This is a genomic window from Selenomonas sp. oral taxon 136, assembly GCF_001554015.1.
GTDB classification, from domain to species: domain Bacteria; phylum Bacillota; class Negativicutes; order Selenomonadales; family Selenomonadaceae; genus Centipeda; species Centipeda felix.
In genome coordinates this window covers 361077-387114 of the sequence record NZ_CP014239.1, presented here as the reverse complement: position 1 = coordinate 387114, position 26038 = coordinate 361077, and the positions used below count along the sequence as shown (strand labels likewise).

Here is a 26038-nt window from a genome sequence, read left to right as displayed (position 1 = left end):
ACATCTCATTTAGGAGGTGTCGCACGATGCTCATCTTTCAACGTATGCAGATATTGTGTGCGGCACTTCTCCTCGGCGTTAGCTCTGTTCTCGTCGGATGTGGGTCTGCTCGTCAGGCTCCTACGGACGATGAGAATCTGGTCGTGGTCTATAACTGCGGTGCAGAGGATTGGACAGACCCCATTGCCAAGGAGTTTCAGGAGGAGACCGGAATCCGCGTCCAGTTGGTGGACGGTACATCCGATGCCCTCATGACACGCATTCGTACGGAACAGGAGAATCCGCGCGGCGATGTCCTGTGGGGCGGTGTGGAAGATGTCTACCTATCCCTCACGTCCTATCTGGCATCCTACGACTGCCCGGAGGAAGGTGCCCTGCGCAGTGACTATGTTGGCGGTGACAAGGCATATTACCTTATCACAGAGGATCCCTATGTGCTGGCTTACAACACGGATCTCATTGATGCCGAGGATGCGCCGACCGGATGGAGCGATCTTTTCAAATCACGTTTTCGCGGGCGCATTGCGCTTGCTGACCCGACCAAATCCTTGGTCTCATACGATGTCCTCATGACGATGATGGATGTACTCGGCGGTGATAACGCCCTGATCTCTCGCATGGAAGATCAGCTGGATGGGCACATGGTCTCTGCCTCGGCAGAGCAGGTCAAGGCCGTTGTGAGTGGTGCGTATGCGGTCACGGCGACAGCGGAGCAGCCAGTTCTGCGGTCTCGGTCGGCGGGGGCACACATCGAGGTCGTCTATCCACGGGAAGGGACACGCGTGTCCGCCACCGGGGTTGCGATCATCAAAAATGCTCCGCACATAGAGAATGCAAAAAAATTCCTTGATTTTGTTATGAGCCGTCGTGTTCATGAACGTCTCGGCGTATATGAACGACGCTCCACGCGTGCCGATGTCACGGCACCGCCGAATCTCCCAACGCTCGCGGAGATTCATTCCACACGGTTTGATGCCCGGCATGCCGCCGCGTTCAGAGATGAGTTTTTGAGCGAATGGCGTGCTGCGGTTATCAAATAAATCCCCATTTCCCCCCATCCCCCCATTCCCATATTTTCCCCTTCCAAGACCGTCACTTCGTGTGGCGGTTTTCCTTTTTCTGTTTTCACAACATAGAATGAAAATCCCTACAAAATGATAATTTCACTTGACAGAAAAACGATTTATCCTTATTCTTTCTATATAGTCTGAAGATTGAGGAACATAATGTATTTTTATACATTCTTATGGTTGTTCTGACGCGGCGAGATCTTGTTTTTGATGTATGGGAAAGGCGGAGGATACAGAAATGGAGTGGTATACGATCAGTTATCAGAAGCGACTGTTCGCATACCTTCTCTTAGGCGGCGTCCTTCCTCTCCTGATCGTCTCGACGATTATCCTCTACGCTGCGGATCGTGCCTATGAGAGTACACAGGAGAAGGCCGGGTACGCTGAGGTGCAGCGCATCTCCCGTGAGATCGACAATCTCGCACTTGCTTATCAGCGGCTGATGATGCCGTTTTTCATGCGGGATGATGTCATGGCGTATATGCACGGGGAGCCGACGGATACGACGCATCTCTATGCCGATCTCTATGGTGTCCTCTCCGGGCGTACGGGGGAGGCGGCCGTCTATCTGCTTCCGGCGGATGGGCGGCGTGCGATTGCCACGGACGATGTGCCGCGTGACCATCGTCTCCCGACGAATCTCCACTGGGGCGTGATCGGTCAGGCGGTACAGCAAGATGGCTGGGCGTTGATTGCGGCTGACCGCACGGCTCCTGACCAGCAGAATACTGTTTTTTCGATGGCGCATGCCATTCGTCAAAATGGCAAGCTGCTCGGTGCCGTGGTTGTCGATATTCGCCGCGAGGCTCTCGTTCCGCTCATTCAGCGGGTGCAGGACGGCAACGAGGGGCAGATCATCCTGACGGATCGCTACCGCTACGTGATGATGGATTTGCTCGATCATCGCGGCGAAGGGTTCTCCGCCCTCTTTGCTTCGGCGGCGGAGGATGAAACGTCAGCGTCCGTTTTTCGTGACTTCGTGAACAGCTCTGCCGTGACGGGGATTGCCGTGCATCTCCGGCAGCGGACGGATGGGACACCGGTGGAGGAGCTGATACGTCTCATCCTTGCCGTAGACGCTGCCGCGCTTGCGGTGACGGCATACCTCGCGTGGCGGCTCAGCCGCCGTCTCTGGCATCCGCTCCACATTCTGACACAGGCAATGCGCCGCGCACGGAGCTCGGATGATTTTTCGACGCAGCTGGAGGCGCATCGCCGCGACGAGATCGGAGAACTCGCACGGACGTTCAATGGCCTGATTGCACACATACGGACGCTCCTAGCGGAGAACCGTGCGCGAGAGCGGCGCCTGCGCATCGCGGAGGTCAAGTCATTGACCGAAATGACGCGCCCGCATTTCATCTACAATACGCTGAATCTCATCAAGTGGAGTGCAAAGCTCGGCGACGCGGAGGGCGCGGCAGATATCGCCGTCCAGCTCGGCAAGATCCTGCGTGCTTCGGTGAGCATGAAGGAATTCGTGACGGTGGCAGAGGAACTATCCTTCCTGCGCACCTATCTGAAAATCCAACAACGGCGCTTCGAGGGACGTCTGAAGGTGACGCTGGATGTAGACAGCCGCATCATGGGATGCTATGTGCCGAAGCTCATCCTCCAGCCGCTGGTCGAGAACGCGATTCAACATGGACTTGAGAGTGTGGAGAACGGCGGGCGCATCCTCATCATCGGCAGGCGCGACGGCGATCATATTCTTCTCCGCGTGAAGGACGACGGGCAGGGGATGTCCGAAGCGCGCCAGCAGGAAGTGCTCGCGCGGCAGGATGATAATCACTTTGGCCTCTATAACGTCCACATGCGCGCTATGCTGAACGGTGATGCGAACTGCGGGATTGACCTCTCCAGTGCGGAGGGGAAGGGCACAGAGGTGCGGTTGATGTTGAAGTACATGGAGGAGGCTCCGCGCGATGATTAAAGTGCTTGTGATTGATGATGAGCCGCTGCAGCGGCAGGGCATCGTACAGCTGACCCCGTGGCAGGATTTTGGTGCAGAGGTAATCGGTGCGGCCTCTGGCGGGATGGAGGGCATCCTCATGGCGCGGGAACACCATCCCGATGTGCTGATCGTGGACATCAAGATGCCGGGGATGACGGGGCTCGATGTCATCGCCAGTCTGCGCGAGGAGATCGATGCCGAGTACATTATCCTGTCGGGATTCGGGGAGTTTGAGTATGCACAGCAGGCGATTGCCCTTGGTGTATGTGCCTACCTCCTCAAGCCGCTGGATGATGAGGAGCTTGCGGCCGCGATCAAACTCGCCGCTGGGCATATCATGAGCCGTCGTCATGGCGTACACTGTGATGATGATGATCCAGTGTACGGGAATTTAGCGCTTCCCGCGGAAGAGCCCGTGCGCGGCTATCTCCTGCATGCTGTACGGCACATAGAGGCACACATGGCAGAACCGATCACCGTCCGCGAGGTTGCAGGAGAGCTGGAGCTGAGCGTCAGCTATCTCCACAAACTTTTTGCGCGGTGCGGAACCTCCTTCAGCTCCTACCTGACGGAATGCCGCCTGCGTCATGCAGGACACATGCTGCGCGAGAGCGATGCCAAGATCTATGCGGTCGCCGCCGCCTGCGGCTATCAGGATACGCGCTATTTCAGCAAGGTCTTTCAGAAGCACATGGGCATGAAGCCCACGGAATATCGCTACGGAAAAAATGGATAAAATTTTGCTCAGGGGTATGGACAAAAAGAGAAAAATGCTATATTATAATAATAGTTATTGGTTAATAAAATAAAGAACCAGTATCATCTACTGAAACTGTGTATGATTATAGGAGGAATTTGTTATGAAGACATGGGTTTGCTCGGTTTGCGGCTGGGTGTATGACGAGGCAAAGGGAGATCCGGACTACGATCTCGCTCCGGGCGTGGCATTTGACGATCTGCCCGACGATTTTGTCTGCCCGCTCTGCGGCGTGGATAAGAGTATGTTTGAGCTGCAGGAGTAACGTAAAGGAAGCACTGACGACATAGCCCCGCGTAAGCGGGGTTTTTATCTTTGTGGAAAAAATCTGCGCCAATTCGGCAGGCCACATTTTATCGGCGATTCCTTGCAAATATTTTTGCTTTTCCGCCGAGAATCCCGTATAATGTACTAGGGAAGTACTGATAAACTCAGCACCGCCGTCTTAGTACATCTTTTTCGCCCTGTCTGTGTCGACAAATCCTCCACATAGCTTTGGCTATGCGTCCGGTTTGTCTCCTTGACAGGACAAAAAATCTGCACCAATCCGACGGACTTCATTTTATCAGTACTTCCCTAGATATTATAGCGTTAGGAGATTTTTTGTTGGCAGAGCGGATTGAGATCAGTGTTATTTTTCTTGTTTATATGCTCCTAATGATGGGCATTGGCGTCTACTACTATCGACGGACGCGCAATATGAGCGATTACTTCCTCGGGAATCGAAAGCTCGGCGCATGGGTGACCTCGATGAGTGCCGAGGCGTCGGATATGTCGGGGTGGATGCTGATGGGGCTGCCCGGCTTTGCCTATACGGCGGGGCTCAATGCCGGCTGGATTGCACTCGGTCTGGCGCTCGGCACATGGGCGAACTGGCAGTTCATCGCGGCGCGCCTGCGCGTCTATACAGAGCTGGCACACAACTCACTGACGCTGCCGGATTTCTTTGAAAATCGTTTTTTTGCCACGTCGGGCGCACTGCGGATCGTACCTGCAATCTTCATTCTCATCTTTTTTATCCTCTATACGTCATCGGGATTCGTGGCGGCGGGGCGCCTCTTTGAGACAATTTTCCAGCTGCCGTATCTGACGGCGTTGCTCTTTGGTGCCGTGGTCGTGGTGTTCTACACGCTCGTCGGTGGTTTTCTCGCCGTGTCTCGAACGGATTTTATCCAAGGCGTGATGATGTTCTTTGCCATTCTCGTGGTTCCTGTGGGGGCGGCATTGATGCTGGGCGGCTTTTCGGCGACGGCGGATCTGATCCATGCACAGCATGCAGAATTTTTCGCGCCGCTGACCAAGCCCGACGGCAGTACACTCGGGTTCATCGAGTTCATTTCCCTCATGGGCTGGGGGCTCGGTTATTTCGGACAGCCGCATATTCTCGTGCGCTTTATGGCGATCCGCCATGCAGAGGAGCTGCCCCAGGCGACGCGCATCGCCATGTCGTGGGTGGTGATCTCCCTCTCGGCGGCGATTCTCGTCGGCATGGTGGGGGCGGTGTATCTTAAGACACCGCTGGCGGGAACAGCAACGGAGACGGTGTTCCTCACGATGGCGGGTGAGCTTTTCCCGCCGGTCGTCGCGGGGCTGATCCTCGCGGCGGTGCTGGCAGCGATCATGAGCACGGCGTCGGCGCAGCTCCTCGTAGCCGCCTCGGCGTTTGCGCAGGATATCTATCGGCGCAGCTTCCGCCCCAAAGCGCAGCAGGGCGAGCTGGTCTGGGTGAGCCGTCTGTCCGTTCTCGTGATTGCAGCGGCGGCGATCTATCTCGGGCTCAGCCCCGACAACTTTATCCTCGATATGGTGGCGTATGCGTGGGCAGGCTTTGGTGCCGCCTTCGGCCCCGCACTCCTCATGTGCCTCTTTTGGCGGCGGACGACGGAGCGCGGCGTGCTCGCAGGGATTGTGACGGGCGGCGTAACGGTGCTCGTCTGGAAGCAGTTTGCGTTCTTTGGACTCTATGAGATCGTGCCGGGATTTCTGCTGGCACTCGCTGCCATCTATGTGGTGAGCCGGCTCGATACAGAGCCGCCTGCGGCCGTGACGGAGCTCTTTGACCGCGCATCACGACAGTAGGGAACTGTCGGTGATGCGCTTATGAGGAGGACGGCATTTTCCGATATACACAAAGTACGAAATTTATCAGCGATTCCTTAATGGGGAGGACATTATGGCATTTAATTTTACGCATGTGAATTTCAATGTGCTCGATCTGGCACGCAGCATGGCGTTCTATGAGAAGGCATTTGGCTTCCGTGAGAAGCGGCGCCTAGAGGCGGAGGGCTTTACCCTCGTCTATCTGACGGACGGCACGACGGACTTTGAGCTGGAGCTGACCTATCTGGACGCGCGAACTGAACCGTACAATCTCGGGGAAAAGGAGTTCCATCTCGCGCTCCATACGGACGACTATGCGGCAGCGCATGCGCTGCATACGGAGATGGGGGTCATCTGCTATGAGAATGCCGAAATGGGCATTTACTTCGTAGAGGATCCCGACGGCTATTGGATCGAAGTTCTCCCAAAAAATATGTGACGAACAGCCCTTTTTTGTGTATAATAGAATTAGAATAATGTGTTCGTGGCAGAGGGGGAGTAGGAATGGGAAAGCTGCGGGTACTGATCGTGGACGACTCCAAGATCAGCCGCGTGATGATTGCTGAACATCTAAGGGAAACGGATTTCGAGGTCTGCGGGATGGCGGCAGATGCCGTGGAGGCGCTGAAACTCTACGAAGAGCTGCGGCCGGACTTCGTGACGATGGATATGAACCTGCCGGACACAAACGGCCTTGAGTGCAGCAGACGTATCCTCGCGCTGGATGCGGATGCACGGATTCTGATGATCAGTGCGATGAAGGATCTGAAGCTCATCACACAAGGGAAGGCTGTCGGCGTGCGTGCGTTCCTTCAAAAGCCGGTTTCGCAGGCAGATCTGCTGGATACGCTGTACCTGATCGGGCAGGTATCCGCCACGCAGGAGACAGAGTTTCGGGAACTCTATGCAAAGCCGTTTGCACGTGCCCTCCAGCAGGGTGTGTCGGGGCTCCTCAATATGGAGGGAGAGCCGGAGATTGCACCCTATGAGTCGCGCACACTCGATGTGAGCGGTGCGGCAGTGATCATCGGTATCACGGGCTATACGACAGGACGCGTGATCCTCTACGCAGAGGAGTCTGTGGTACAGCTCTTCGCCATGCACATGCTTGGATATTCAACCGTAGAGGAGCTCACGGAGAACGAGGCAGCAGATGCCGTAGAGGAAGCCGCGAACATTATCGCAGGGCGAGCTGTTTCAAAGATCAACAATGTCCTAGATGGGAAGGAACTGCGCCTGACGCCCCCGGGGACGATCTCGGGCGCACAGGTGCATATTGTAAGTCCCCGCATGACGACGTTCTGTATCAGCATGAAGCTGCCGATTGGAACCGTCCGGATCAATGTGGGCTTTGCAGAAGGAGAGTAATCGATGGATGCAAAACTGATCAATCCTTTTGTGGACGCCTTTACGACGGTGATGCCGATGCTGGGATTCCCCGAGCCGACACGGACGAAGCTCTATGCAGCGAAGTCGCGTGTCAAGAGTCTCGGTGTTTCGATGCTGGTGGGCTTTACCAAGCAGATTCGCGGGAATGTCGTCTACAATATGAGTGAGGAGACGGCCAAGTTTATCGCGTCGCAGATGATGATGGGGATGCCGGTCGAGACGTTCGACGAGATGGCGCAGAGCGCGATCTCAGAGCTGAGCAATATGCTGACGGCTCACACGGCGACGAACATCACGGCCTTGGAACTGGATGTCGATATCTCCACGCCGTCGCTGACGGTGGGGGCGGACTTCGAGGTGAAGGTCTGCGATGGCCAGTACCTCGTCGTCGCAATGGATCTGAGCGGCAAACTTGTGGAATTGGATATTGCCGTTGACCAGGTATAAAGGAATCTCCGATCAATACAGTGCGGCCATCTCAGCGCATCTTTTTTGTCGATGCGATGACGGGCAATCTGCGCTCATCCGAGGGGCTGCTTTATCGGTGATTTCAAGAATAACGCGTCGAGAGCATGATCGATGTCGTGCTCTCGCTGCACAGAACACTTTTTATCGGAGGAGGTTTCGATGAAGGGTGCGGAGCAGGTGCGTGTCTTTCTCAAGGGAAGACAGGTGGATGCTGCAGGCGAGGAGAGCCGCATTACGCTGTCCGTGATAGGACGGCGTTTTTTGCGTGGAGAGAGCCGCTATGTGAGCTATGACGATGCAGAGCTGATTGAGGGCGCGATTGTCCCGACGATTCTGCGCATCGGTGCGGACGATGTGCGTCTGCAGCGGCGTGGCGTCGTGCGCTGTACGCAGAACTTCGTCCCGGGGCAGGAACGGCGCGGCGACTACCGCACCCCGTACGGGCGGTTCTCGCTGTCCACGTTGACGCGGCGCCTGCGCGTGCGCAGCTTTCCGGACGGGGTGGAGGAAGCGTATATTTTCTATACGCTCTATGTGGACGGGATGCGTCAGAGCGACAACACGATGGAAATACGAATTGAGCCAATGCAAAGGAGATCAAATCAAGGTGGAGATCAAACAGCAGATTGAGCAGGCACTGCTTCGTGCCGTGGAGGCCGCCACGGCGGCGGGAGAGCTGCCGGAGGGCGGCGCACTTCCCCCCATTCTTCTGGAGGAGCCGCCGGATAAGGCGCTGGGCGATTTTGCCACGAACTTTGCGATGCAGTCGGCGCGCGTCTTTCGTCAGCCGCCGAAGAAGATCGCGGAGACGCTTTGTGCCCATCTTACGGGCGCATGGCTCGATCATGCGGAGATGGCAGGACCGGGCTTCCTCAATTTCTATCTCAAAAAAGATGTGATGGCAGATACCCTGCGTGGGATTCTGCGTGCGGGGGAGACCTACGGTACACTGGCGCCGAAGGATGCGGCGCCGATTCAGGTGGAGTACGTCAGCGCGAATCCGACGGGACCGCTGCACGTCGGACACGGGCGCGGTGCGGCGGTTGGCTCGGCACTGGTGAAGCTGCTGCGTACGGCAGGCTATGAGGTCCAGAGTGAATATTATGTCAACGATGCGGGGAAGCAAATGGATCTGCTTGCCATATCGGTGAATGCGCGCTATCTTGAACGACTCGGACAGAAGATTGTATTTCCAGAGAACGGCTACCACGGTGCGGACATCATCGATACAGCACAGCGCATCATCGACCGTGACGGGGAGCGCTATCTCGCTCTGTCCGAAGAGGAGCGGTTGGAGAAGTTCAAGGACATTGCCTATAAAGAGAAGCTCGCGGTTCTGAGAGAAGATCTGGCGGATTTTAGGGTGACATTCGATCGCTGGTTCAGTGAGCGCACGCTTCATCCAGAGGCGGTGCAACGCGTTGTTGATGTGCTGCTGGAACGCGGCACCGCCTACGAGAAGGATGGTGCAGTGTGGCTGCGCTCAACGGATTACGGGGACGACAAGGATCGCGTGATTTTCCGCGATAACGGTGTTCCGACGTATCTCGCAGCAGACATTGCCTATCATGATAATAAGTATGCACGCGGCTTCGGCCGGCTCGTCAATATCTGGGGGGCAGATCATCATGGCTATGTTGCCCGTGTGAAGGCAGCGATGGAAGCGCTTGGGCACGATTCAAAGCAGCTGACGGTGCTGCTTCTCCAGATGGTGAGCCTCTATCGGGACGGCGAGGTCGTCAAGCTGAGCAAGCGTACGGGCGAGACGGTTACCCTGCGGGAGCTGATGGAGGAGGTCGGCGTTGATGCGGCGCGATATTTCTTCCTGATGCGCTCTCTCGACAGTCAGCTCGATTTTGATCTTGACCTCGCGAAAAAGAAGTCCAATGAGAACCCTGTGTACTACATCCAGTACGCACATGCGCGCATCTCGAGCATTTTCCGTCAAGCGGCCGAGATGAGAATTGACCCTGCCGAAGGAGAGGAACTGGATGCCCTGACAGATGAGACGGAGATAGCCCTCATCAAGAAGCTGGGGGCATATCCAGAGGAGATTGAGCGCGCAGCATCGGAACTTGCCCCGCAGCGTATTGCACGGTACAGCCATGAGCTTGCTGCAGCATTCCATTCGTTTTACAATAAATGCCGTATTGTCGGGCAGGAGCCCGTTCTTGCAGCCGCGCGACTTTCTCTTGTGCTTGCGACAGGGCACGTGATTCGTCACAGTCTCGGTATCCTGGGCGTCTCAGCTCCGGAGAAGATGTAATATGACTCTGGTGTGAAAGGAGTTTATCCATGGATTTTGAACATATGTCGGAGGTCGATACGGCCTACCATATCCTGACAGAGAAGAAAGAGCCGATGCACTACAAGGATCTCATCACGGCGGTGATTGAGGCGACGCACCGTCCGGTGCAGTCGTTGGCGATGGCAATTTCAGAGATTTATACGCTGATCAATATGGACAGCCGTTTCCACTATGAAGGGGAGAGCAAGTGGGGACTGACGGAGTGGGTGCCGCCCGAGGTGAAGCGCTCCTCGTCACGGTCATCCTCCGGCTCATCCAAGACAGCTGCCGCAAAGGAGACGACACGCAAAAAAAAGCTTGAGAGTATTCAAAACTGACTGGACTCGGCGGAGGAACGATATGGCAAAGTATATATTTGTTACGGGCGGCGTTGTTTCATCTCTCGGCAAGGGCATTACGGCGGCGTCTCTCGGACGCCTGCTCAAGAACCGCGGCATTAAGGTGACCATCCAGAAGTTCGACCCCTACATCAACATCGACCCAGGAACGATGAGTCCCTATCAGCACGGCGAGGTGTTTGTCACGGACGACGGTGCGGAGACAGATCTGGATCTTGGCCACTATGAGCGCTTTATCGATATCAACCTGACGAAACGATCGAACATTACAACAGGGAAGGTGTATGCCTCTGTGCTCAACAAGGAACGGCACGGAGACTATCTTGGCTCGACGGTGCAGGTGATTCCGCATATTACAAATGAGATCAAACAGCGCGTCTATGATGTGGCAAAGGCAGATAACGCGGATGTCGTTATCACAGAGATCGGCGGGACGGTCGGTGATATCGAGAGCCTTCCGTTTCTTGAGGCAATCCGCCAGGTCAAGAAGGAAGTTGGAAAAAATGATGCCCTCTACATTCATGTGACACTGCTCCCATATATCACGGCGGCAGGAGAGCTCAAGACGAAGCCAACGCAGCACAGTGTCAAGGAGCTGCGCGCCATCGGAATTCAGCCCGACATCCTCGTCTGCCGGACAGAGCAGCCGATCCCGCGCGAGATGAAGGAGAAGATTGCGCTTTTCTGTGATGTGGATGCTGATGCGGTGATCGAGAATCGTACGGCAGCGACGATCTACGAGGTTCCTCTGATGATGCAGCAGGAAGGGCTTGACCGCATTGTCCTCGAAAAGATGGCGATGGATTTTGACCCCTCCAACATGGAAGCATGGGGGAAGATGGTCTTTAAGATCAATCACCCAGCCAAAAAGGTGAAGGTCGCCGTTGTCGGCAAGTACGTAGCTCTGCCCGACGCCTATATGTCCGTGACGGAGGCACTTAATCACGGCGGCATTGAGAATGACGCACAGGTCAAGATCGCATGGATCAATGCAGAGGAGCTGGAGGACCCGAATGCGGATCTCGATGAGCTCTTTGTCGGCTGTAAGGGCATCCTGGTTCCCGGTGGGTTCGGTGATCGCGGCGTTGAGGGCAAGATCCGTGCGATTCAGTATGCGCGTGAGAACGACATCCCATTTCTTGGATTGTGTCTCGGTATGCAATGCGCTGTAATCGAGTTTGCACGCCATGTGGCAGGACTGCCGGGGGCACACAGTACAGAGTTTGTTCCAGAGACGCCGCACCCGGTCATCGCTCTTATGGAGGAGCAGCAGGGCGTGGAGGAGAAGGGCGGTACGATGCGCCTCGGTGCCTATCCCTGCGTGTTGGCGGAGGATTCGCATTCCCGTGAAGAATATGGCGAGAGCGAGATCAGTGAGCGTCATCGTCACCGCTTTGAGTTTAATAATGCCTATCGTACACAGCTGACGGAGAAAGGGCTGCGCATCGCGGGAACAAGTCCCGATAATCAGCTCGTGGAGATCGTGGAGATCGAGGATCATCCGTGGTTCGTCGCTTCGCAGTTTCATCCGGAGCTGAAGTCGCGGCCGAATCATCCGCACCCACTCTTTGCAGGCTTTATCCGCGCGGCTCTTGCCGCATCCAAATGAATACATTTTTTTCGCTTCTGCGGGATGATCCCGCCCTCCGTCAGCTGACGGAGGTATTTGCGCAGCCGGCAGCACAGACCATGCTGCACGGTGCCGCAGGGGCATTGAAGCACGCCGCCGTCGCCGCCGCCTATGATGCAGCACCGCGCCCGCTCGCCATTGTGACGGCGGGACGGGATGCGCTGCGCGCGTGGCAGGAGGATCTCACGGCACTCCTGCCCGAGGCGGATGTCTATGAGCTGCCCGAGCTGGACCGCATTGACTTTGCTGCACCCGGTGCAGCGAAGGGGCTGGAGCGCTCGGCACAGCGCATGAACATCATGGCGCGTCTCCTGCGTCATGAGCCGATCATCGTGTTGGCGGACATCGGTGCGGCGGCGCAGAAGGGGCTCAGCACGACGGAATTCTCCCGTGCCGCACTGTCGCTGCGCCTAGGACAAGACCTCCCGCGTGAGACCCTGATGGAGCGGCTGTCGGCGCTCGGCTATGAACATGTGCCGGAGGTGGAGAACGTCGGACAGTTCAGCGTGCGCGGCGGCATTGTGGATGTGTTTCCCATCAATGCGCTCTCGCCCATCCGTGTGGAGTTCTTCGATACGGAGATCGACTCCATGCGAGAGTACGATCCTCTGACCAAGCGCTCCATCAAAAATATCGGAACGGCCTCCATCATGCCTCTGCGTGCCGCAGACGACAATGGGGAGGCCTGTTTTTTGAGCTATCTCGGCGCAGCCGGAACAAGTGTCTTTGACGAGCCGTCACGCCTGATGGCGGCGCTGGAGGATGGCGTACGGGAGGATGCCGTGCGTGCAGCGCGGTGTTTCTCGTGGGCAGAGATGACCGCCGCCGGTACGGAGGGGCATGAGGTGTTCATCTCACTCATGAATCGCGCTGTCCCGACGTGTACGCCGCAGACGCTCATCGGCGTACAGATGGTGCCCATGACGGCGTTTCAGCGGCAGTTTTCGCTCCTCGAGAGCGAGCTGCATCGCTATCTGGGAGAGGGGATGCGCGTCCTCATCCTAGCGGGCGGGGCGGAGCAGGCCGCGCGAATGCGCGAGATGCTCACGCTCTGGAAGCTCCCGACGGTCATTTCACGCGGCGCAGATGCACCGGCCGAACATGCCGTCACCATTTCGCCCGGCACCCTGCGTGCGGGCTTTGAGCTGAGCGCGTCTCGCACTGCTGTCCTGACGGAGCAGGATATCTTCGGTCGTCATAAGGCACGGCTGCGCCGTACAGCGTCGGCGGGAGAGCGCATCCGCCACTTTCGCGAGATTGCGCCCGGCGACTATGTGGTGCACATCTCCCACGGAATCGGGAAGTATCTGGGTGTGGAGACCATCGAGGTCGCCGGTGTTCACCGCGACTATCTGCACATCCAGTACGGCGGGGACGACAAGCTCTTCGTCCCGACCGATCAGGTCAGTCTCCTGCAAAAGTATATCGGTGCAGAAGGCGCTGCACCGCGCCTGCACCGCATGGGGACGGCAGACTGGGCACGCGCACAAGCCAAGGCGCAGAAATCGGTCGAGGATATCGCCGACCATCTGATTGAGCTCTACGCTGCGCGGCGCATGGCGAAGGGTCATGCCTTTTCGCCGGATGATGCGGGACAGCGTGAGTTCGAGGAGGCGTTTCCGTATCAGGAGACGGACGATCAACTGCGCGCCATTGCAGAGATCAAGCACGATATGGAGAGCGAAAAGCCGATGGACCGCCTGCTCTGCGGCGATGTGGGCTTCGGCAAGACGGAGGTTGCGATTCGCGCGGCGTACAAGGCGGCGATGGACGGCTATCAGGTCGCCGTGCTCGTGCCGACAACAGTTCTCGCACAGCAGCACTATCAGACCTTTGCGGCGCGTTTTGCCGACTTCGCTCCGAAGGTGGACGTTGTCTGCCGCTTCCGCACGCTGCGGGAACAGGCGGCGACGCTGCGCGATGTGGCGCGTGGTCAAGTGGACATCCTCATCGGAACGCATGCGATTCTTAATCGGAAGCGCGTGCGATTTCAGAAGCTGGGCCTGCTCATCGTGGATGAGGAGCAGCGTTTCGGCGTGACGCAGAAGGAAAAGATCAAGGAGTTCGCGACGGGCGTCGATGTACTGACGCTCTCCGCGACGCCGATTCCGCGCACGCTGCACATGTCGCTCGCGGGTGCGCGTGATATGAGTGTCATCGAGACGCCGCCCGCCGAGCGCCTCCCTGTGCAGTCCTACGTCGTGGAGAGCAGTGATGCCATGATGCGCGGCGCGATCGAGCGTGAGCTGTCGCGCGGCGGGCAGATCTACTTTATCTACAACCGCGTGGAGAGCATCGACCGGATGCGCGAGCACCTGCTGCAGATTGTACCGCAGGCACGTATTGCCTCCGCGCACGGACAGATGAGCGAGGATATTCTGGAGCAGGTCATGATGGACTTTTACGAGGGACATTATGACATCCTGCTTGCAACGAGCATCATCGAGAACGGCATCGATGTCGCCAACGCGAATACGATCATCATCTACGATGCTGACCGCTTCGGCCTCTCGCAGCTCTATCAGATGCGCGGACGCGTCGGCCGCTCGGCGAAGATGGCGTTTGCCTACTTCACGTATCGGCGCGACAAGGTGCTCAGCGAGACGGCGGAGAAGCGCCTACAGGCGATGAAGGAGTTTGCACGCCTTGGCTCGGGCTTTAAGATCGCGATGCGTGATCTCGAGATCCGCGGCGCGGGGAGCCTTCTCGGTGCGCAGCAGCATGGGCATATCGCAGGCGTCGGCTTTGAGATGTATGTGAAGCTGCTCGAGGAGGCCGTGGCACGCAAAAAGGGCGAGAAACCTGCGCCGCCGCCCGTACAGACCGTCATCGACCTCCCCGTGGAGGCGTATCTGGATGGCGGCTACATCGAGGACGCCATGCACAAGATCGAGGTCTATCAGAAGATCGCGGCGGTGCAGACGGATGAGGATCTCGATGCACTGCTCGACGAGCTGATCGACCGGTTCGGCGAGCCGACAGCGCCCGTCCTTGCTCTGCTCGATATCGCGCGCATCAAAAATGCGGCGCGGACCTTTCATGCACGGAGCATTGCGCTGAAGGAAAATGCGCTCGATATCGCCCTGCCGGCGGATGAAAAGCTGCCGCTCCCGGCACTCATGCGCCTCGACCGCGCCTTTGGGCGGCGCGTCGGGCCCCTGCCCGAGGGGAGCGGCTATCGCATCCGCCTCGCGGCACATGAATGCAGGAATGTATTGGATACGGTGCTGGAGATTGTGCAGTTGATCACAGGAGAGCGGCATGAATGACTATCGATTGACCGTTGCAGGGCTCGGCCCCGGTGACGCGGGGCTGATTACGCGCGAGACATGGACGCAGATCGAGAGGGCGGAGCAGATCGTGCTGCGCACGCGCATCCACCCGAGTGTATCGGCACTGGATGATGTGCAGATTTCCTATGAGACATACGATCCCCTCTACGAGGAGATGGGGGACTTTGATGCGCTCTATGCCGCGATTGTCACGGATCTCTGTACGCGTGTCCGCACGGGCTCTGTACTCTATCTCGTTCCCGGAAGCCCGCACGTCGCAGAGCGCACGGTACAGCTCCTGCGCCCTGCGGCAGAGCGCGAGGGGATACCGCTCGACATCCTGTCCGGGATGAGTTTTTTGGATCCGCTTTTTGCGGCGGTGGGCATCGATCCCGTGAACGGGCTCTCCATTCTCGACGCGCTGAATGAGGCGCAGATCCGTGCCGTGCCGACGCAGGACCGCATCATTACACAAATTTATTCGCGTGCGATTGCTTCCGATGTCAAACTGCTCCTGATGGAGCACTGCGACGATGCACAGGAGGTGCTCTATCTGCACCACCTCAGTCTGCCCGAACAGGACGTGCGGCGCATTCCGCTTTATGCACTCGATCGGCAGGAGGATGTGGATCATCTGACCTCCATTTTTGTCCCTTATATGCCGACTTTTTGGGAAAATCCGTAAAAAAAACGGGAGTTTTTGGGAAAAATCATCTTTTTTTAATATTTCCCCTTGATTTTTCGGGGTAATTCTGTTAAATTCTCTCATGTCAGTGCGACACTAAGCGGTCGCGAGGAAAATGGAAAATATCTTAAAGGAGGATGCTACTTTGAACAAGCAGGAATTGGTCGCAAACGTAGCAGAGCAGGCAAGTCTCACGAAGAAGGACGCAGAGAAGGCAGTCAATGCTCTTTTTGAGACGATCAAGGGCGCACTTTCCGAGGGTGACAAGATTCAGCTGATCGGATTCGGCACGTTCGAGGTGAAGGATCGTGCGGCACGCAAGGGGCGTAACCCCCAGACGGGCAAGGAAATCGAGATCGCGGCTTCGCGTAATCCTGTGTTCAAGGCCGGCAAGGCTCTGAAGGATGCTGTGAACTGATTTTGCAGTGTGACCGGACTTCCGACGGGAGTCCGGTTTTTCTGCGTTGTGGGGCGGATATGAGCAAAACGATCTTTGCACCGGATGCATTCGCGGGAAAATCCGTGCTGATCTCAGGCGGTACCTCGGGCATCGGATACGCGGCGGCGGCAATGTTTCTGGCGGCCGGTGCGCGCGTTGTGCTCATGGGGCGTGACCAGATGCGGGGCAAGGGCGCAGAGGAGCAGCTCTCTGCCACAGGGCGTGCGCTGTTTTGTGCCGGCGATGTACGGTCTCTGTCCGACTGTGGCCGCGTTGTTGCGGAGGCAATCCGCTGCTGTGGTGCGCTAGACGTTCTCATCAATGCCGCAGGCATCTACCACGAGGGCGCGCTGGATGCGCTTTCGGCGGAGGAGCTCGACGCTCTGCTTGATACGAACATCAAGGGGACGATCCATCTGTCACAGGCGGCTCTGCCCTATTTGCGGCAGACGCATGGAAATATCGTGAATATCGCCTCTGATGCAGGGCTGCATGGGAATTATTTTTGTGCAGCGTATGCGGCGACGAAGGGCGCGGTTGTCGCGCTGACGCGCTCGCTTGCCCGCGAGACAGCCTGCGACGGCGTGCGCGTGAATGCCGTTGCACCTGCCGATATTCTCACGCCGATGACGGAGCGCCAGCTCGCAGAGCATCTGCCACGAGAGGATCAGCTGCGGGAGATGGCGTCGCTCTATCCGCTCGGGCGCATTGGCACGGCCGATGAGGCCGCTGCCGCTGTCGTCTTTCTCGCCTCTCCTGCGGCAGCATGGGTAACGGGCAGCATCTATATGGTGGATGGCGGGCTGACGGCCTAGGGAAGCACTGATAAATTCAGCACCGTCGTCTTAGTACATCTTTTTCGCCCTGTCTGTGTCGACAAATCCTCCACATAGCCTCTGCTATGCGTCCGGTTTGTCTCCTTGACAGGACAAAAAATCTGCACCAATCCGACGGACTTCATTTTATCAGCGATTCCCTAGGAATCCATATCGTCCGTCAAAAAAATTTTGCCATTGTCAAAAATTATGTTAAAATAAGATTGTATGAGGAGGTAGCTGATGGGACATGCCCGCATTCTCATTTTGACCGCCTCCATCGGTGCAGGGCATACGCGGGCGGCAGAGGCCATTCGTGTGGCACTGAAGGCGCAGCCGGGAGCAGCGGAGCAGCGGATCGATGTTGTGGACTTCATGTCGCGAGAGGTGTCCATCATCCACTATCTCATGAAACGTATTTATCTGACGATGCTGCGCTTTGTGCCGAATCTCTACGATGTCTTCTTCCACATTGCGGGAAAGAAGGCGGGCGGGGGTGCGGTGCGTGCTGCCTTTGCTTGGGTGATGGTGCGTACGATGGGACGGATCATTCGGACGTATCAGCCCGACCTTGTGGTCGCCACCCACCCCTTTCCCGAGGGGGCGGCAGCACTCTGGCGCGAGCAGCATGGCGGCTCCTTTGCGCTGGCGGCACTTCTCACGGACTACGCTCTCCACGCGATCTGGTTTGTGCGTAACGTGGATGCCTATTTCGTTGCGACAGAGACGATGGCGGATGAGATGGCGGCGTGTGGCTTTGATCGGAAGTGCATCCATGCGACGGGCATACCGATTACGCTCATGGCGAGCCGCTTGGCACGCCGCGAGGCACAGGTACAGGCAGGACTCTCTGGAGATCGGCCGACTGTTCTTCTCATGGGCGGCGGTCTGGGGCTTGGCGATATGGAGGCGACCCTTGCGGCTTTGGAGCAAGTACAGCTGCGCCTCTCCGTTCTCGTCGTGGCGGGACATAATGCTGCACTGGAGGAGCGTGCGCGTGCGCGCGCGGCACATTCACATCATGTGATCTCCGTGCGCGGCTATACCCACGATGTGCCGGTATTGATGCGCACGGCAGATCTGCTCATCACGAAGCCCGGTGCGCTCACAATCAGCGAGGCATTCGCTGCAGGGCTGCCGCTCCTCCTGCATGACCCGATTCCGGGGCCGGAGACGGAGAACGCCGTCTATGCGACGCGATGTGGAGCGGCCGTATGGCTGCACTCGGGCGAGCGCATGGCACCGGCGGTGGAGGACATACTTACGCATCGTCTGCCTGCCATGCGCAGGGCGGCACGCGACTGTGCCCGCGAGGAGGCGGCACAGCGCGTGGCGGAGATTCTGACAGAGATGCTTCAGCGAAAGTGAGGGAGACGGATGGCACGGAGAAAGAATGCACGGCGGCCGCGCTGGTTTGTTGTGACGGTTCTTCTGATCCTTGGTTACTTTGGTACGATGATCGTATCACAGGGAATCTATCTCTTTCACGTGCGTGCGGAGCAGCGTGCGGCATCCGAGCGGCTGACGGCTGCACAGGAGGAGAATGACCGTTTGCAGGCGGAGAAAACGCATCTTGGGGAATTGCCGTACATTGAGAAATTGGCGCGTGAGGAGCTCGGCATGACGGGGGAAGGGGAACTTCCCTATGCACCGGGAAAGCGTGGAAACGGCAACTGACTGGGCTGCGTATTTTCTTGACAGAACGGGCGTCCGCCCTGTATAATAATTATGTCTGACAGTGGGGGAGACCCCGATGGTTTATCGTTGAAGGGAAGATTTGTTTTGGCCATTGAAGTCGGCAGCGTAGTAGAGGGTGTTGTCACGGGTATCACGAATTTTGGTGCTTTTGTCGAACTCCCGGAAGGGAAGACGGGGCTGATCCACATCTCGGAGGTTGCCGACGTCTACGTGAGCGATGTGCATGATTTTCTAAAAGAGCATGACAAGGTCAAGGTCAAGGTACTGACCGTGGATGATCGTGGGAAGATCGGTCTGTCGATCAAGGCTCTGCAGGATAAATCGTCCGCTGCGCAGTCCGCTGCTGCGCCGGCACGTCCGCCGCGTCCACCGCGCGATGTGCGCCGTACGGCGGCATCACGTCAGATCGGCTCGCCGTCCTTTGAGGACAAGTTGTCGCGCTTCCTCAAGGACAGCGATGAACGATTGACCGATCTGCGCCGCAAGACGGATTCCAAGCGTGGCGGACGCGGCTCACGCCGTGGCTGAGCACGTATGCTGCGATAGGATATGAGGAGAAAGAGGACACTCCATGTGGAGTGCCTTTTTTGTGGAAAGCACTGATCACGTGATTTTCATCGAACCGGTGTATGATGGTCTGCGCGGAGATAATTCTGAGCGGGCAGTACGACGCGTGCACCACGCGATGGACGCATGGGTCAGTGCTTCCTTTATCGGGAGATCATGTTGAAACGACAGGTGGCAGACATTCTTCGGACGCATGGATTTTTTGCGCCCGATCGCCGCGTGCTCGCCGCCTGCTCGGGCGGGACGGATTCTCTGGTTCTGCTGGACATTCTCAGAGATTTACATGCGGAGGGCGGCCCGCAGATCATCTGCGCACACTACGAGCACGGCATTCGCGGAGCAGCGTCACGCGCGGACGCAGATGCCGTGGCGGCATACTGTGCGGCGCGCGATATTCCCTGCGTCATAGAGGTAGGTGACGTACCGCGTTATGCGCAGATGCATAAACTTTCGCTTGAGACGGCGGCGCGTATCTGTCGCTATGATTTTCTCCATCGGCTGCAGGAGCAGGAGCACTGCGATGCGATAGCGCTTGCCCATCATGCGGATGATTTGGCGGAGACAGTGCTCATGCGTATTCTGCGCGGTACGGGACCCGCGGGGCTTGCCGCCATGCGTGAGTGGGACGGCGTCCACCTGCGTCCGCTGCTCCATACGGTACGCGCGGAGATTGAGGGATATATTCGGGCGCATGAGCTTCACCCGTGCCATGACCTGACGAATGATCAGCAGGATGCGCAGCGCAATCGGATTCGCCACACGCTTTTGCCGACCCTCTGCACCTACGGTAATCGAAATATCCGTGATGCACTCGTGCGCCTCAGTGATCTCGCGGGTGAGGAGGATGATTTCCTCACGCAGTATGCTGCGGCAGAACTGGAGCGCGCATCCTCCGGCGGTGGCCTCTCCGTCGGCGTGCTGAATACGCTGCATACGGCCATGGTACGACGCGTCCTGCGTCTCTTCTGGGAACGCGTGACGGACGGCCAGCAGGATCTTTCCTACGAGCATGAGGAACGGATGCGCCGCCTCCTCACACGCGTGGGAACGGCGCAGTGCGAGCTGCCGCACGGATGGCGTGCGCGTCTGCGCTATGGTGTACTCAGACTTCAGCGCGAAGAAACACGGACAACACAGCAGGGAAAGGAAGAAGAAATTTTCCTTCCTTTGACCCACGAATATGATATAATAAATTTCCAAGGAAGATTATTTTCCATGCGTCGGATGGATGACGTGACGGATGAGGATTGGCAGAAGGCAGTGGACGGGAAGGCTGTCTATGCTGATGCGGCAGGGCTGCCGCCGCTTGTCCTGCGTACACGGCGTCCCGGAGACTATATGCGGCTCTCCATCGGACGCAAAAAAATCAAGGATATTATGATCGACGATAAGATCCCGCGTGAAGCGCGGGACAGCATTCCGCTGCTTGCCGTTGCCGGCAGCAGTGAGATTTTTTGGATGGTCGGGGGAAGGCGCAGCATCTTGGCACCGGTGACGGAACATTGTGTTGTTTTTGCCATTGCATGGGAAAAGGAGAGTACAGCATCATGATGAGCGATGATATTGAGCACATATCGTTCTCGGCAGAGGAGATACGCGCGCGCGTGCAGGAGCTCGGCGCACAGATTACACAGGACTACCGCGATGCACAGGAGAAGGTATACTGCGTTGGTATTTTGAAGGGAGCTGCCGTCTTCTTTACGGACCTAGTGCGCGCCATTGATCGCCCGGTCAACTTCGATTTTATGATTGTCTCCAGCTATGGCGACGCGGCCGTCTCCAGCGGACAGGTTAAGATTTTGAAAGATCTTGATTTTTCCATCGAGAACCAACATGTCATCATCGTGGAGGACATCATCGACTCGGGGACGACCATGCACTATCTGAAAACGCTGCTGCAGGGGCGTCATCCGAAGAGCATCCGCCTCTGTGCGTTCCTCTCCAAGCCTTCGCGCCGTGTGACGCCGGTCGAGATCGACTATCTCGGACATGAGGTTCCCGATGAGTTCCTCGTGGGCTATGGGCTGGACTATGCGGAGAAATATCGGAATCTGCCCTACATCGGGGTGCTGCGGCGTTCCGTTTATGAGTGAGGAGGCGCCTTTTGAATCATTCAATTCTGCGAAATCTCGCGTTCTATGCGCTCATGTTCTTCGTCGTCTGGACGGTCGCCGACTACATGTCGGGCAGCCATCAGTCGGCACAGGCAACGGCGCTGGGATACAGTGATTTTACCGAAAAAGTAACGGCTGGGGACGTGGACAAGGTCGTCATTGTCCAGAACAACATCCGCGGTACGCTGAAGGATGGGACGGAGTTCACGACGATTGCGCCGGATGCCCCGAGCAACGACCGCGACCTCTATACGCGCCTCTCGGAAAAGGGCGTGACGATCTCGGCGGAAAACCCGCCCGAGCCACCGTGGTGGCAGACGCTCCTCACCTCGCTGATCCCAATTGCACTTCTGATTGGCTTCTGGTTCTTCATCATGCAGCAGTCCCAGATGGGCGGCGGGCGCATGATGAACTTCGGCAAGTCGCGCGTGCGCCTCATGGTGAGCGATAAGAAAAAGGTGACCTTTGCCGATGTGGCAGGGGCGGACGAAGCGAAACAAGAGCTTGAGGAAGTCGTCGAGTTCCTCAAGACACCCGACAAGTTCAACGAACTCGGCGCACGCATCCCCAAGGGCGTACTGCTCTTCGGACCTCCGGGCACGGGCAAGACGCTTCTCGCCAAGGCGGTCGCCGGTGAGGCGGGCGTTCAGTTCTTCACGATCAGCGGCTCCGACTTCGTCGAGATGTTCGTCGGCGTCGGCGCATCCCGTGTGCGTGACCTCTTTGAGCAGGCAAAAAAGGCGGCTCCGTGCATCGTCTTTATCGACGAGATTGATGCCGTTGGGCGTCAGCGCGGCGCGGGGCTGGGCGGTGGACACGATGAGCGTGAACAGACGCTCAATCAGCTCCTTGTCGAGATGGATGGCTTTGCCTCAAATGAGGGGATCATCATCATCGCGGCGACCAACCGCCCCGATGTGCTTGACCCTGCGCTCTTGCGTCCCGGCCGCTTCGATCGTCAGATCGTGGTGGATAAGCCCGACGTGCGCGGGCGTGAGGCCATCCTGAAAGTACATACAAAGGGCAAGCCGGTCGCCGACGACGTTGATCTGGACGTCCTCGCGCGGCGCACGCCCGGCTTTACGGGAGCGGATCTGAGCAACCTCGTCAACGAGGCAGCACTCCTTGCCGCGCGCCGTGACAAGAAGAAGATCACGATGGCGGAGATGGAGGAGGCGATCGAGCGTGTCCTCGCAGGTCCGGAGCGCAAGTCTCATGTCATGACGGATGAGGAAAAGCGCCTCACGGCATATCATGAGGGCGGACATACGCTCGTAGGACTTCTGCTCGAGCACGCCGATCCCGTGCACAAGGTAACGATTATCCCGCGCGGACGTGCGGGCGGCTATATGCTCTCCCTGCCAAAAGAGGATCGTTCCTATCGGACGCGCTCCGAGCTCATCGACCGCATCAAGGTCGCACTCGGCGGACGCGTGGCCGAGGAGGTCGTGCTCGGCGAGATCAGCACGGGCGCATCCAGCGACATCCAGCAGGCGACGCGTATCATCCGCAGCATGATCATGGAATACGGCATGAGTGATGCGATCGGTCCGATTGCCTATGGCGAGGAGAACCATCAGGTCTTCCTCGGGCGCGATCTCAATCGCGAGCGCAACTACTCCGAAGAGATTGCGGGTGAGATCGACCGTGAGGTGCGCCGCTACATCGAGGAAGCGTATGAGGCTTGCCGTACGATCATCGTGGAGAATCGCGACAAACTCGATCTGATCGCAAAGGAACTTCTCGAGCGCGAGACGCTGAGTGCGGCAGAGCTTGAGGAACTGATGACGAAGGGCGCGATCAGCGAAAAGGACAAGCAGAACGACGATACGGATGATACGGGGAAACCCGCACCGATTCCCGTCGATGTTGTGATCGACGACTCTACACAGACCAGTGAGGAGGCAGAGCGCGCCGCTGAAAAGCGTCCCGCACCTGTCGCTGCGCCGGAACCGAAGTTCAACGTAACCCAGTGGGATAAATGATGGAAAGGCATTGCCGCGAGGAAAGATGAGCGGCAGTGCCTTTTTCTTTAGCTTATGTATGATTTTTCCGATAGTTATAATATAGGAAAAAGGGTTCAGCAGGGAGTCAGAGAGAGGTTTGTATGCAGTGGTATGAGGAGATCATGGACACAGCGCGGGAAGCTGTGGACTACATCGGCAGTATGCTTTCCACAGACGGCAGCATGGAAGAACCGACGCGTCAGGTGTTGACGGATTTTGCTGTGGCGATGAACGGTGTTGCGGAGCGTCTATCCCAGGAGAAGGGAACGCTCATGGAAAAGTACCGTCGCTATGCGCTGAATGCTGCGTGGAGTGGACAGAAAGCGTTGACTGCGGAAGACGCACGAGATGCGTGGAAGTATTTTTTCTACGAACTGCGGCCACTCTTTTTGGATCTGAGCTATCAGTTGGATCTGGAATACCTTGTCCTGCAGCATCCGGAAGTACAGGATGCCTATCTGGCGCAGACGATTGCGGCATTTGAGGCGGCGCGGAAGAGGCCGCGCCGGACGGACTTCAAATACCGCGTGTCGATCATCGTCCCTGCCTACAATAAAGTGGAGTATTCGCGTTGTGCCGAATCTTTTTGATGTGCCCGAGATTCGTGCAGACTATCGCTATGTCCTCTGTGATTTTGAGGACGATGATTTTTCTGCAACACTACGCCGGTCAGGTTTCCGCCAAATTCTCGCCAAGGATACCTTTGTCCATCATTTCGGGGGCGTAACACTGAATGAAGTCCGCACGACTCATGGGAATTATAAGACCATTATAGAAATGCGCCCTGTATTCCAGCATAAGTGGGGCATTGATCCATGGACATCACGTGGACATCTCGTGTTTTTAGAGCAGATAATTAAAGATTTTTCCACCGGAGAAACTCCGTCACGCGTTTTGTTTATTGAACCGATGTTTGGGGAGGGGCTTCTGACGGTTCGCAATCATTTTCGACGTCTCCAAACACCTGTTATTATTGACGCCATTGTTACGCGTGAGCAATATATGATGGAAGCAGCGTACATGGCGGATTCTGTCATACGGTTGACGTCACTCGATCACTTGCCGGATCGAGTAAACGGGACGTATGATATGGTCATTTTAGGTGCGTTTCTTAATGTCGTGCCGATTTCGGATATTATCTCTTTTTTTTAAGGAAACGTATGGCTTATTGAACGCCAAGGGGGTTCTCTATGTATCCTTACTGAATTACAATAGTTTCGAGCATGTGATGGAGAATCTTCCGAATGATGTTCCTCATTTAATATATGATAGCATTTTGCCGTTGAATGGAGAGCGTGTTTTTCCTGTTCCTCGTCTTGTTCATGCGCTGAAAAAAGAATTTTCTAATAAGAGCGTGTGGGTCGGGTACGGTGTCCAGTCACATTATTTCGGAGATATTTCTCTCTTCGAGCAGACCACGAACGAGATTCTTAGTGCATCCGATGATCTGCATTATCTTCTGTCAGGTGATATGGTCGCCTTATGTATTCGGTAATCTTAGGGAAGCATTGATAAATTCAGCACTGCCATCTTAACGCATCTTTTTCACGCGCACTTCGGTGTAAAATCTAGTTTGGAAAATATTCTTTGGTCGGTATAAATGGAGCTCTAAGAGCTTTTGTGAATAGGAGGAAGATTTTATATGAAGGTTGTAATCTTAGCAGGCGGCTATGGCACCCGTATTACTGAGGAGTCTGTATTTCGCCCAAAGCCCATGATCGAGATCGGCGGGCAGCCGATCCTCTGGCATATTATGAAGATTTACTCCTACTATGGCTTTCATGAGTTCGTTATTTGTCTCGGCTATAAGGGCTATATGATTAAGGAATACTTTGCTGACTACTATTTGCATACGTCGGACGTCACCTTTGATTTTACACAGGGAAATCGCATGACCGTGCACAACAATGTATCAGAGCCGTGGAAGGTAACGCTTGTCAATACGGGGCTGGATGCACAGACAGGTGCGCGTATCAAGCGGATTCAGAAGTATATTGACAATGAGGCCTTTATGCTGACCTATGGCGACGGGGTGAGCAATGTAAATCTTCAATCATTGCTTGATGCCCATCAGAATCACAAAAATGCCATTGTGACCATGACAGCGATTCAGCCGGGGGGAGGTTCGGTGTCCTCGATATCGATTATGGATCAAACGAGATCAATCGTTTTGTTGAAAAGGCGAAGGAGGATGGAGGCTGGATTAACGGCGGTTTTATGGTTGTTGAGCCATCGGTGTTTGACTATCTACGTGATGACGATCAGTGCATCTTTGAGACGACGCCACTTGAGAGTATTGCACGGGATGGCGGCTTATTTGCCTATAAGCATGACGGTTTTTGGCAGTGCATGGATACGCAGCGAGATAAAGTCCGATTGAACGATCTTTGGAGTCAGGGCGATGCACCGTGGAAGCTGTGGGCATAGC

General features: G+C 56.5%; 26 protein-coding genes and 1 pseudogene. 25 read left to right on the top strand and 2 right to left on the bottom strand.

Annotation, left to right across the window (positions count from 1 at the left end; all coding sequences use genetic code 11):
* The first annotated feature begins 26 nt into the window (after window positions 1–26).
* From AXE86_RS01775 to AXE86_RS01760, 4 genes are all read left to right on the top strand, one after another.
* The gene (locus AXE86_RS01775) at window positions 27–1040 is read left to right on the top strand and encodes an extracellular solute-binding protein (protein WP_061944028.1); all 1014 of its coding nucleotides are present in this window, start codon (window positions 27–29) and stop codon (window positions 1038–1040) included.
* A 244-nt stretch (window positions 1041–1284) separates the two neighbouring features.
* Window positions 1285–3003 carry a histidine kinase gene (locus tag AXE86_RS01770; protein ID WP_442983639.1) on the top strand — a complete coding sequence of 573 codons (1719 nt, stop codon included), beginning with the start codon at window positions 1285–1287 and terminating at the stop codon, window positions 3001–3003.
* A complete protein-coding gene (locus AXE86_RS01765; RefSeq protein ID WP_061944022.1) occupies window positions 2996–3760 on the top strand; it encodes a response regulator transcription factor in 765 nt (254 codons plus the stop codon). Before AXE86_RS01770 ends, AXE86_RS01765 begins: the two co-directional genes overlap by 8 nt.
* A 124-nt stretch (window positions 3761–3884) precedes the next feature.
* Complete coding sequence (locus AXE86_RS01760) at window positions 3885–4046, top strand: rubredoxin (RefSeq protein ID WP_009442777.1); 162 nt, start codon at window positions 3885–3887, stop codon at window positions 4044–4046.
* Window positions 4047–4192: 146 nt separating this feature from the next.
* On the opposite strand, the gene AXE86_RS13010 is transcribed toward AXE86_RS01760, so the two are convergent.
* Window positions 4193–4342 carry a secretion protein HlyD gene (locus AXE86_RS13010; protein ID WP_071586073.1) on the bottom strand — a complete coding sequence of 50 codons (150 nt, stop codon included), beginning with the start codon at window positions 4340–4342 and terminating at the stop codon, window positions 4193–4195.
* A gap of 45 nt (window positions 4343–4387) precedes the next feature.
* On the opposite strand from AXE86_RS13010, the gene putP reads away from it, so the two are divergent.
* The 12 genes from putP to AXE86_RS01700 all read left to right on the top strand — a co-directional run bounded on the left by putP (window position 4388) and on the right by AXE86_RS01700 (window position 17225).
* Window positions 4388–5860 (top strand): sodium/proline symporter PutP, encoded by a 1473-nt coding sequence (gene putP / locus AXE86_RS01755; RefSeq protein ID WP_061944019.1) that lies wholly within the window; start codon window positions 4388–4390, stop codon window positions 5858–5860.
* A 94-nt stretch (window positions 5861–5954) separates the two neighbouring features.
* Window positions 5955–6320, top strand: coding sequence for a VOC family protein (locus AXE86_RS01750; protein ID WP_050343257.1), 366 nt, complete (start codon window positions 5955–5957; stop codon window positions 6318–6320).
* A gap of 65 nt (window positions 6321–6385) precedes the next feature.
* Window positions 6386–7249 carry a response regulator gene (locus AXE86_RS01745; protein ID WP_061944016.1) on the top strand — a complete coding sequence of 288 codons (864 nt, stop codon included), beginning with the start codon at window positions 6386–6388 and terminating at the stop codon, window positions 7247–7249.
* A gap of 3 nt (window positions 7250–7252) precedes the next feature.
* A complete protein-coding gene (locus AXE86_RS01740; protein WP_009442773.1) occupies window positions 7253–7717 on the top strand; it encodes a chemotaxis protein CheX in 465 nt (154 codons plus the stop codon).
* A 180-nt stretch (window positions 7718–7897) separates the two neighbouring features.
* Entirely contained in the window at window positions 7898–8368 is a 471-nt protein-coding gene (locus AXE86_RS01735; protein WP_009442772.1) for a DUF1934 domain-containing protein, read from the top strand.
* Window positions 8346–10004, top strand: coding sequence for an arginine--tRNA ligase (gene argS / locus AXE86_RS01730; protein WP_061944013.1), 1659 nt, complete (start codon window positions 8346–8348; stop codon window positions 10002–10004). The genes AXE86_RS01735 and argS overlap by 23 nt, the downstream gene beginning before the upstream one ends.
* Window positions 10005–10033: 29 nt before the next feature.
* Window positions 10034–10363: a DNA-directed RNA polymerase subunit delta gene (gene rpoE, locus AXE86_RS01725; RefSeq protein WP_006689799.1), complete on the top strand. Its 330-nt coding sequence runs from the start codon at window positions 10034–10036 to the stop codon at window positions 10361–10363.
* Between the two features lie 22 nt (window positions 10364–10385).
* Window positions 10386–11993: a CTP synthase gene (locus tag AXE86_RS01720; RefSeq protein ID WP_061944010.1), complete on the top strand. Its 1608-nt coding sequence runs from the start codon at window positions 10386–10388 to the stop codon at window positions 11991–11993.
* Window positions 11990–15283 carry a transcription-repair coupling factor gene (gene mfd, locus AXE86_RS01715; RefSeq protein ID WP_061944007.1) on the top strand — a complete coding sequence of 1098 codons (3294 nt, stop codon included), beginning with the start codon at window positions 11990–11992 and terminating at the stop codon, window positions 15281–15283. Before AXE86_RS01720 ends, mfd begins: the two co-directional genes overlap by 4 nt.
* Window positions 15276–15971 (top strand): SAM-dependent methyltransferase, encoded by a 696-nt coding sequence (locus AXE86_RS01710; RefSeq protein ID WP_061944004.1) that lies wholly within the window; start codon window positions 15276–15278, stop codon window positions 15969–15971. The genes mfd and AXE86_RS01710 overlap by 8 nt, the downstream gene beginning before the upstream one ends.
* A gap of 145 nt (window positions 15972–16116) precedes the next feature.
* Complete coding sequence (locus tag AXE86_RS01705; protein WP_039980979.1) at window positions 16117–16389, top strand: HU family DNA-binding protein; 273 nt, start codon at window positions 16117–16119, stop codon at window positions 16387–16389.
* 59 nt (window positions 16390–16448) lie between these two features.
* A complete protein-coding gene (locus AXE86_RS01700) occupies window positions 16449–17225 on the top strand; it encodes an SDR family NAD(P)-dependent oxidoreductase (RefSeq protein ID WP_061944001.1) in 777 nt (258 codons plus the stop codon).
* Here AXE86_RS01700 and AXE86_RS13005 read toward each other — a convergent pair.
* Entirely contained in the window at window positions 17222–17371 is a 150-nt protein-coding gene (locus AXE86_RS13005) for a secretion protein HlyD (protein WP_071884670.1), read from the bottom strand. The genes AXE86_RS01700 and AXE86_RS13005 overlap by 4 nt on opposite strands.
* A 97-nt stretch (window positions 17372–17468) precedes the next feature.
* Between AXE86_RS13005 and AXE86_RS01695 the strand changes: the two genes are divergently transcribed.
* The 9 genes and pseudogenes from AXE86_RS01695 to rfbF all read left to right on the top strand — a co-directional run bounded on the left by AXE86_RS01695 (window position 17469) and on the right by rfbF (window position 26037).
* On the top strand, window positions 17469–18593 hold the full coding sequence (locus AXE86_RS01695) for an MGDG synthase family glycosyltransferase (protein WP_061943998.1): 1125 nt from the start codon (window positions 17469–17471) through the stop codon (window positions 18591–18593).
* Between the two features lie 9 nt (window positions 18594–18602).
* Window positions 18603–18902, top strand: coding sequence for an FtsB family cell division protein (locus AXE86_RS01690; RefSeq protein ID WP_061943995.1), 300 nt, complete (start codon window positions 18603–18605; stop codon window positions 18900–18902).
* Window positions 18903–19007: 105 nt separating this feature from the next.
* On the top strand, window positions 19008–19451 hold the full coding sequence (locus tag AXE86_RS01685) for a S1 domain-containing RNA-binding protein (protein ID WP_061943992.1): 444 nt from the start codon (window positions 19008–19010) through the stop codon (window positions 19449–19451).
* A 195-nt stretch (window positions 19452–19646) separates the two neighbouring features.
* Window positions 19647–21041, top strand: a complete 1395-nt coding sequence (gene tilS / locus AXE86_RS01680; protein WP_232294901.1) for a tRNA lysidine(34) synthetase TilS — start codon at window positions 19647–19649, stop codon at window positions 21039–21041.
* Complete coding sequence (gene hpt, locus AXE86_RS01675) at window positions 21038–21583, top strand: hypoxanthine phosphoribosyltransferase (RefSeq protein WP_050343282.1); 546 nt, start codon at window positions 21038–21040, stop codon at window positions 21581–21583. The genes tilS and hpt overlap by 4 nt, the downstream gene beginning before the upstream one ends.
* Window positions 21584–21594: 11 nt before the next feature.
* Entirely contained in the window at window positions 21595–23589 is a 1995-nt protein-coding gene (ftsH, locus tag AXE86_RS01670) for an ATP-dependent zinc metalloprotease FtsH (RefSeq protein ID WP_061943985.1), read from the top strand.
* Between the two features lie 122 nt (window positions 23590–23711).
* On the top strand, window positions 23712–24200 hold the full coding sequence (locus AXE86_RS13000) for a hypothetical protein (protein WP_232294900.1): 489 nt from the start codon (window positions 23712–23714) through the stop codon (window positions 24198–24200).
* Window positions 24184–24762: a class I SAM-dependent methyltransferase gene (locus AXE86_RS12995; RefSeq protein WP_232294899.1), complete on the top strand. Its 579-nt coding sequence runs from the start codon at window positions 24184–24186 to the stop codon at window positions 24760–24762. Before AXE86_RS13000 ends, AXE86_RS12995 begins: the two co-directional genes overlap by 17 nt.
* A 490-nt stretch (window positions 24763–25252) precedes the next feature.
* Window positions 25253–26037: pseudogene (rfbF, locus tag AXE86_RS01660) on the top strand (glucose-1-phosphate cytidylyltransferase).
* The last annotated feature ends 1 nt before the right edge of the window (window position 26038 follow it).

Excerpts from the sequence above, each read along its gene's own strand:
- AXE86_RS01735 (WP_009442772.1), top strand. The coding sequence starts at position 7,898 with ATGAAGGGTGCGGAGCAGGTGCGTGTCTTTCTCAAGGGAAGACAGGTG.
- AXE86_RS13000 (WP_232294900.1), top strand. The coding sequence starts at position 23,712 with ATGCAGTGGTATGAGGAGATCATGGACACAGCGCGGGAAGCTGTGGAC.
- AXE86_RS01765 (WP_061944022.1), top strand. The coding sequence starts at position 2,996 with ATGATTAAAGTGCTTGTGATTGATGATGAGCCGCTGCAGCGGCAGGGC.
- hpt (WP_050343282.1), top strand. The coding sequence starts at position 21,038 with ATGATGAGCGATGATATTGAGCACATATCGTTCTCGGCAGAGGAGATA.
- AXE86_RS13010 (WP_071586073.1), bottom strand. The coding sequence starts at position 4,342 with ATGAAGTCCGTCGGATTGGTGCAGATTTTTTGTCCTGTCAAGGAGACA.
- AXE86_RS01710 (WP_061944004.1), top strand. The coding sequence starts at position 15,276 with ATGAATGACTATCGATTGACCGTTGCAGGGCTCGGCCCCGGTGACGCG.
- AXE86_RS01720 (WP_061944010.1), top strand. The coding sequence starts at position 10,386 with ATGGCAAAGTATATATTTGTTACGGGCGGCGTTGTTTCATCTCTCGGC.
- AXE86_RS01740 (WP_009442773.1), top strand. The coding sequence starts at position 7,253 with ATGGATGCAAAACTGATCAATCCTTTTGTGGACGCCTTTACGACGGTG.
- AXE86_RS01775 (WP_061944028.1), top strand. The coding sequence starts at position 27 with ATGCTCATCTTTCAACGTATGCAGATATTGTGTGCGGCACTTCTCCTC.
- AXE86_RS01760 (WP_009442777.1), top strand. The coding sequence starts at position 3,885 with ATGAAGACATGGGTTTGCTCGGTTTGCGGCTGGGTGTATGACGAGGCA.
- AXE86_RS01695 (WP_061943998.1), top strand. The coding sequence starts at position 17,469 with ATGGGACATGCCCGCATTCTCATTTTGACCGCCTCCATCGGTGCAGGG.
- rpoE (WP_006689799.1), top strand. The coding sequence starts at position 10,034 with ATGGATTTTGAACATATGTCGGAGGTCGATACGGCCTACCATATCCTG.
- AXE86_RS01745 (WP_061944016.1), top strand. The coding sequence starts at position 6,386 with ATGGGAAAGCTGCGGGTACTGATCGTGGACGACTCCAAGATCAGCCGC.
- AXE86_RS01770 (WP_442983639.1), top strand. The coding sequence starts at position 1,285 with ATGGGAAAGGCGGAGGATACAGAAATGGAGTGGTATACGATCAGTTAT.
- AXE86_RS01750 (WP_050343257.1), top strand. The coding sequence starts at position 5,955 with ATGGCATTTAATTTTACGCATGTGAATTTCAATGTGCTCGATCTGGCA.
- AXE86_RS13005 (WP_071884670.1), bottom strand. The coding sequence starts at position 17,371 with ATGAAGTCCGTCGGATTGGTGCAGATTTTTTGTCCTGTCAAGGAGACA.
- AXE86_RS01690 (WP_061943995.1), top strand. The coding sequence starts at position 18,603 with ATGGCACGGAGAAAGAATGCACGGCGGCCGCGCTGGTTTGTTGTGACG.
- AXE86_RS01700 (WP_061944001.1), top strand. The coding sequence starts at position 16,449 with ATGAGCAAAACGATCTTTGCACCGGATGCATTCGCGGGAAAATCCGTG.
- mfd (WP_061944007.1), top strand. The coding sequence starts at position 11,990 with ATGAATACATTTTTTTCGCTTCTGCGGGATGATCCCGCCCTCCGTCAG.
- tilS (WP_232294901.1), top strand. The coding sequence starts at position 19,647 with ATGTTGAAACGACAGGTGGCAGACATTCTTCGGACGCATGGATTTTTT.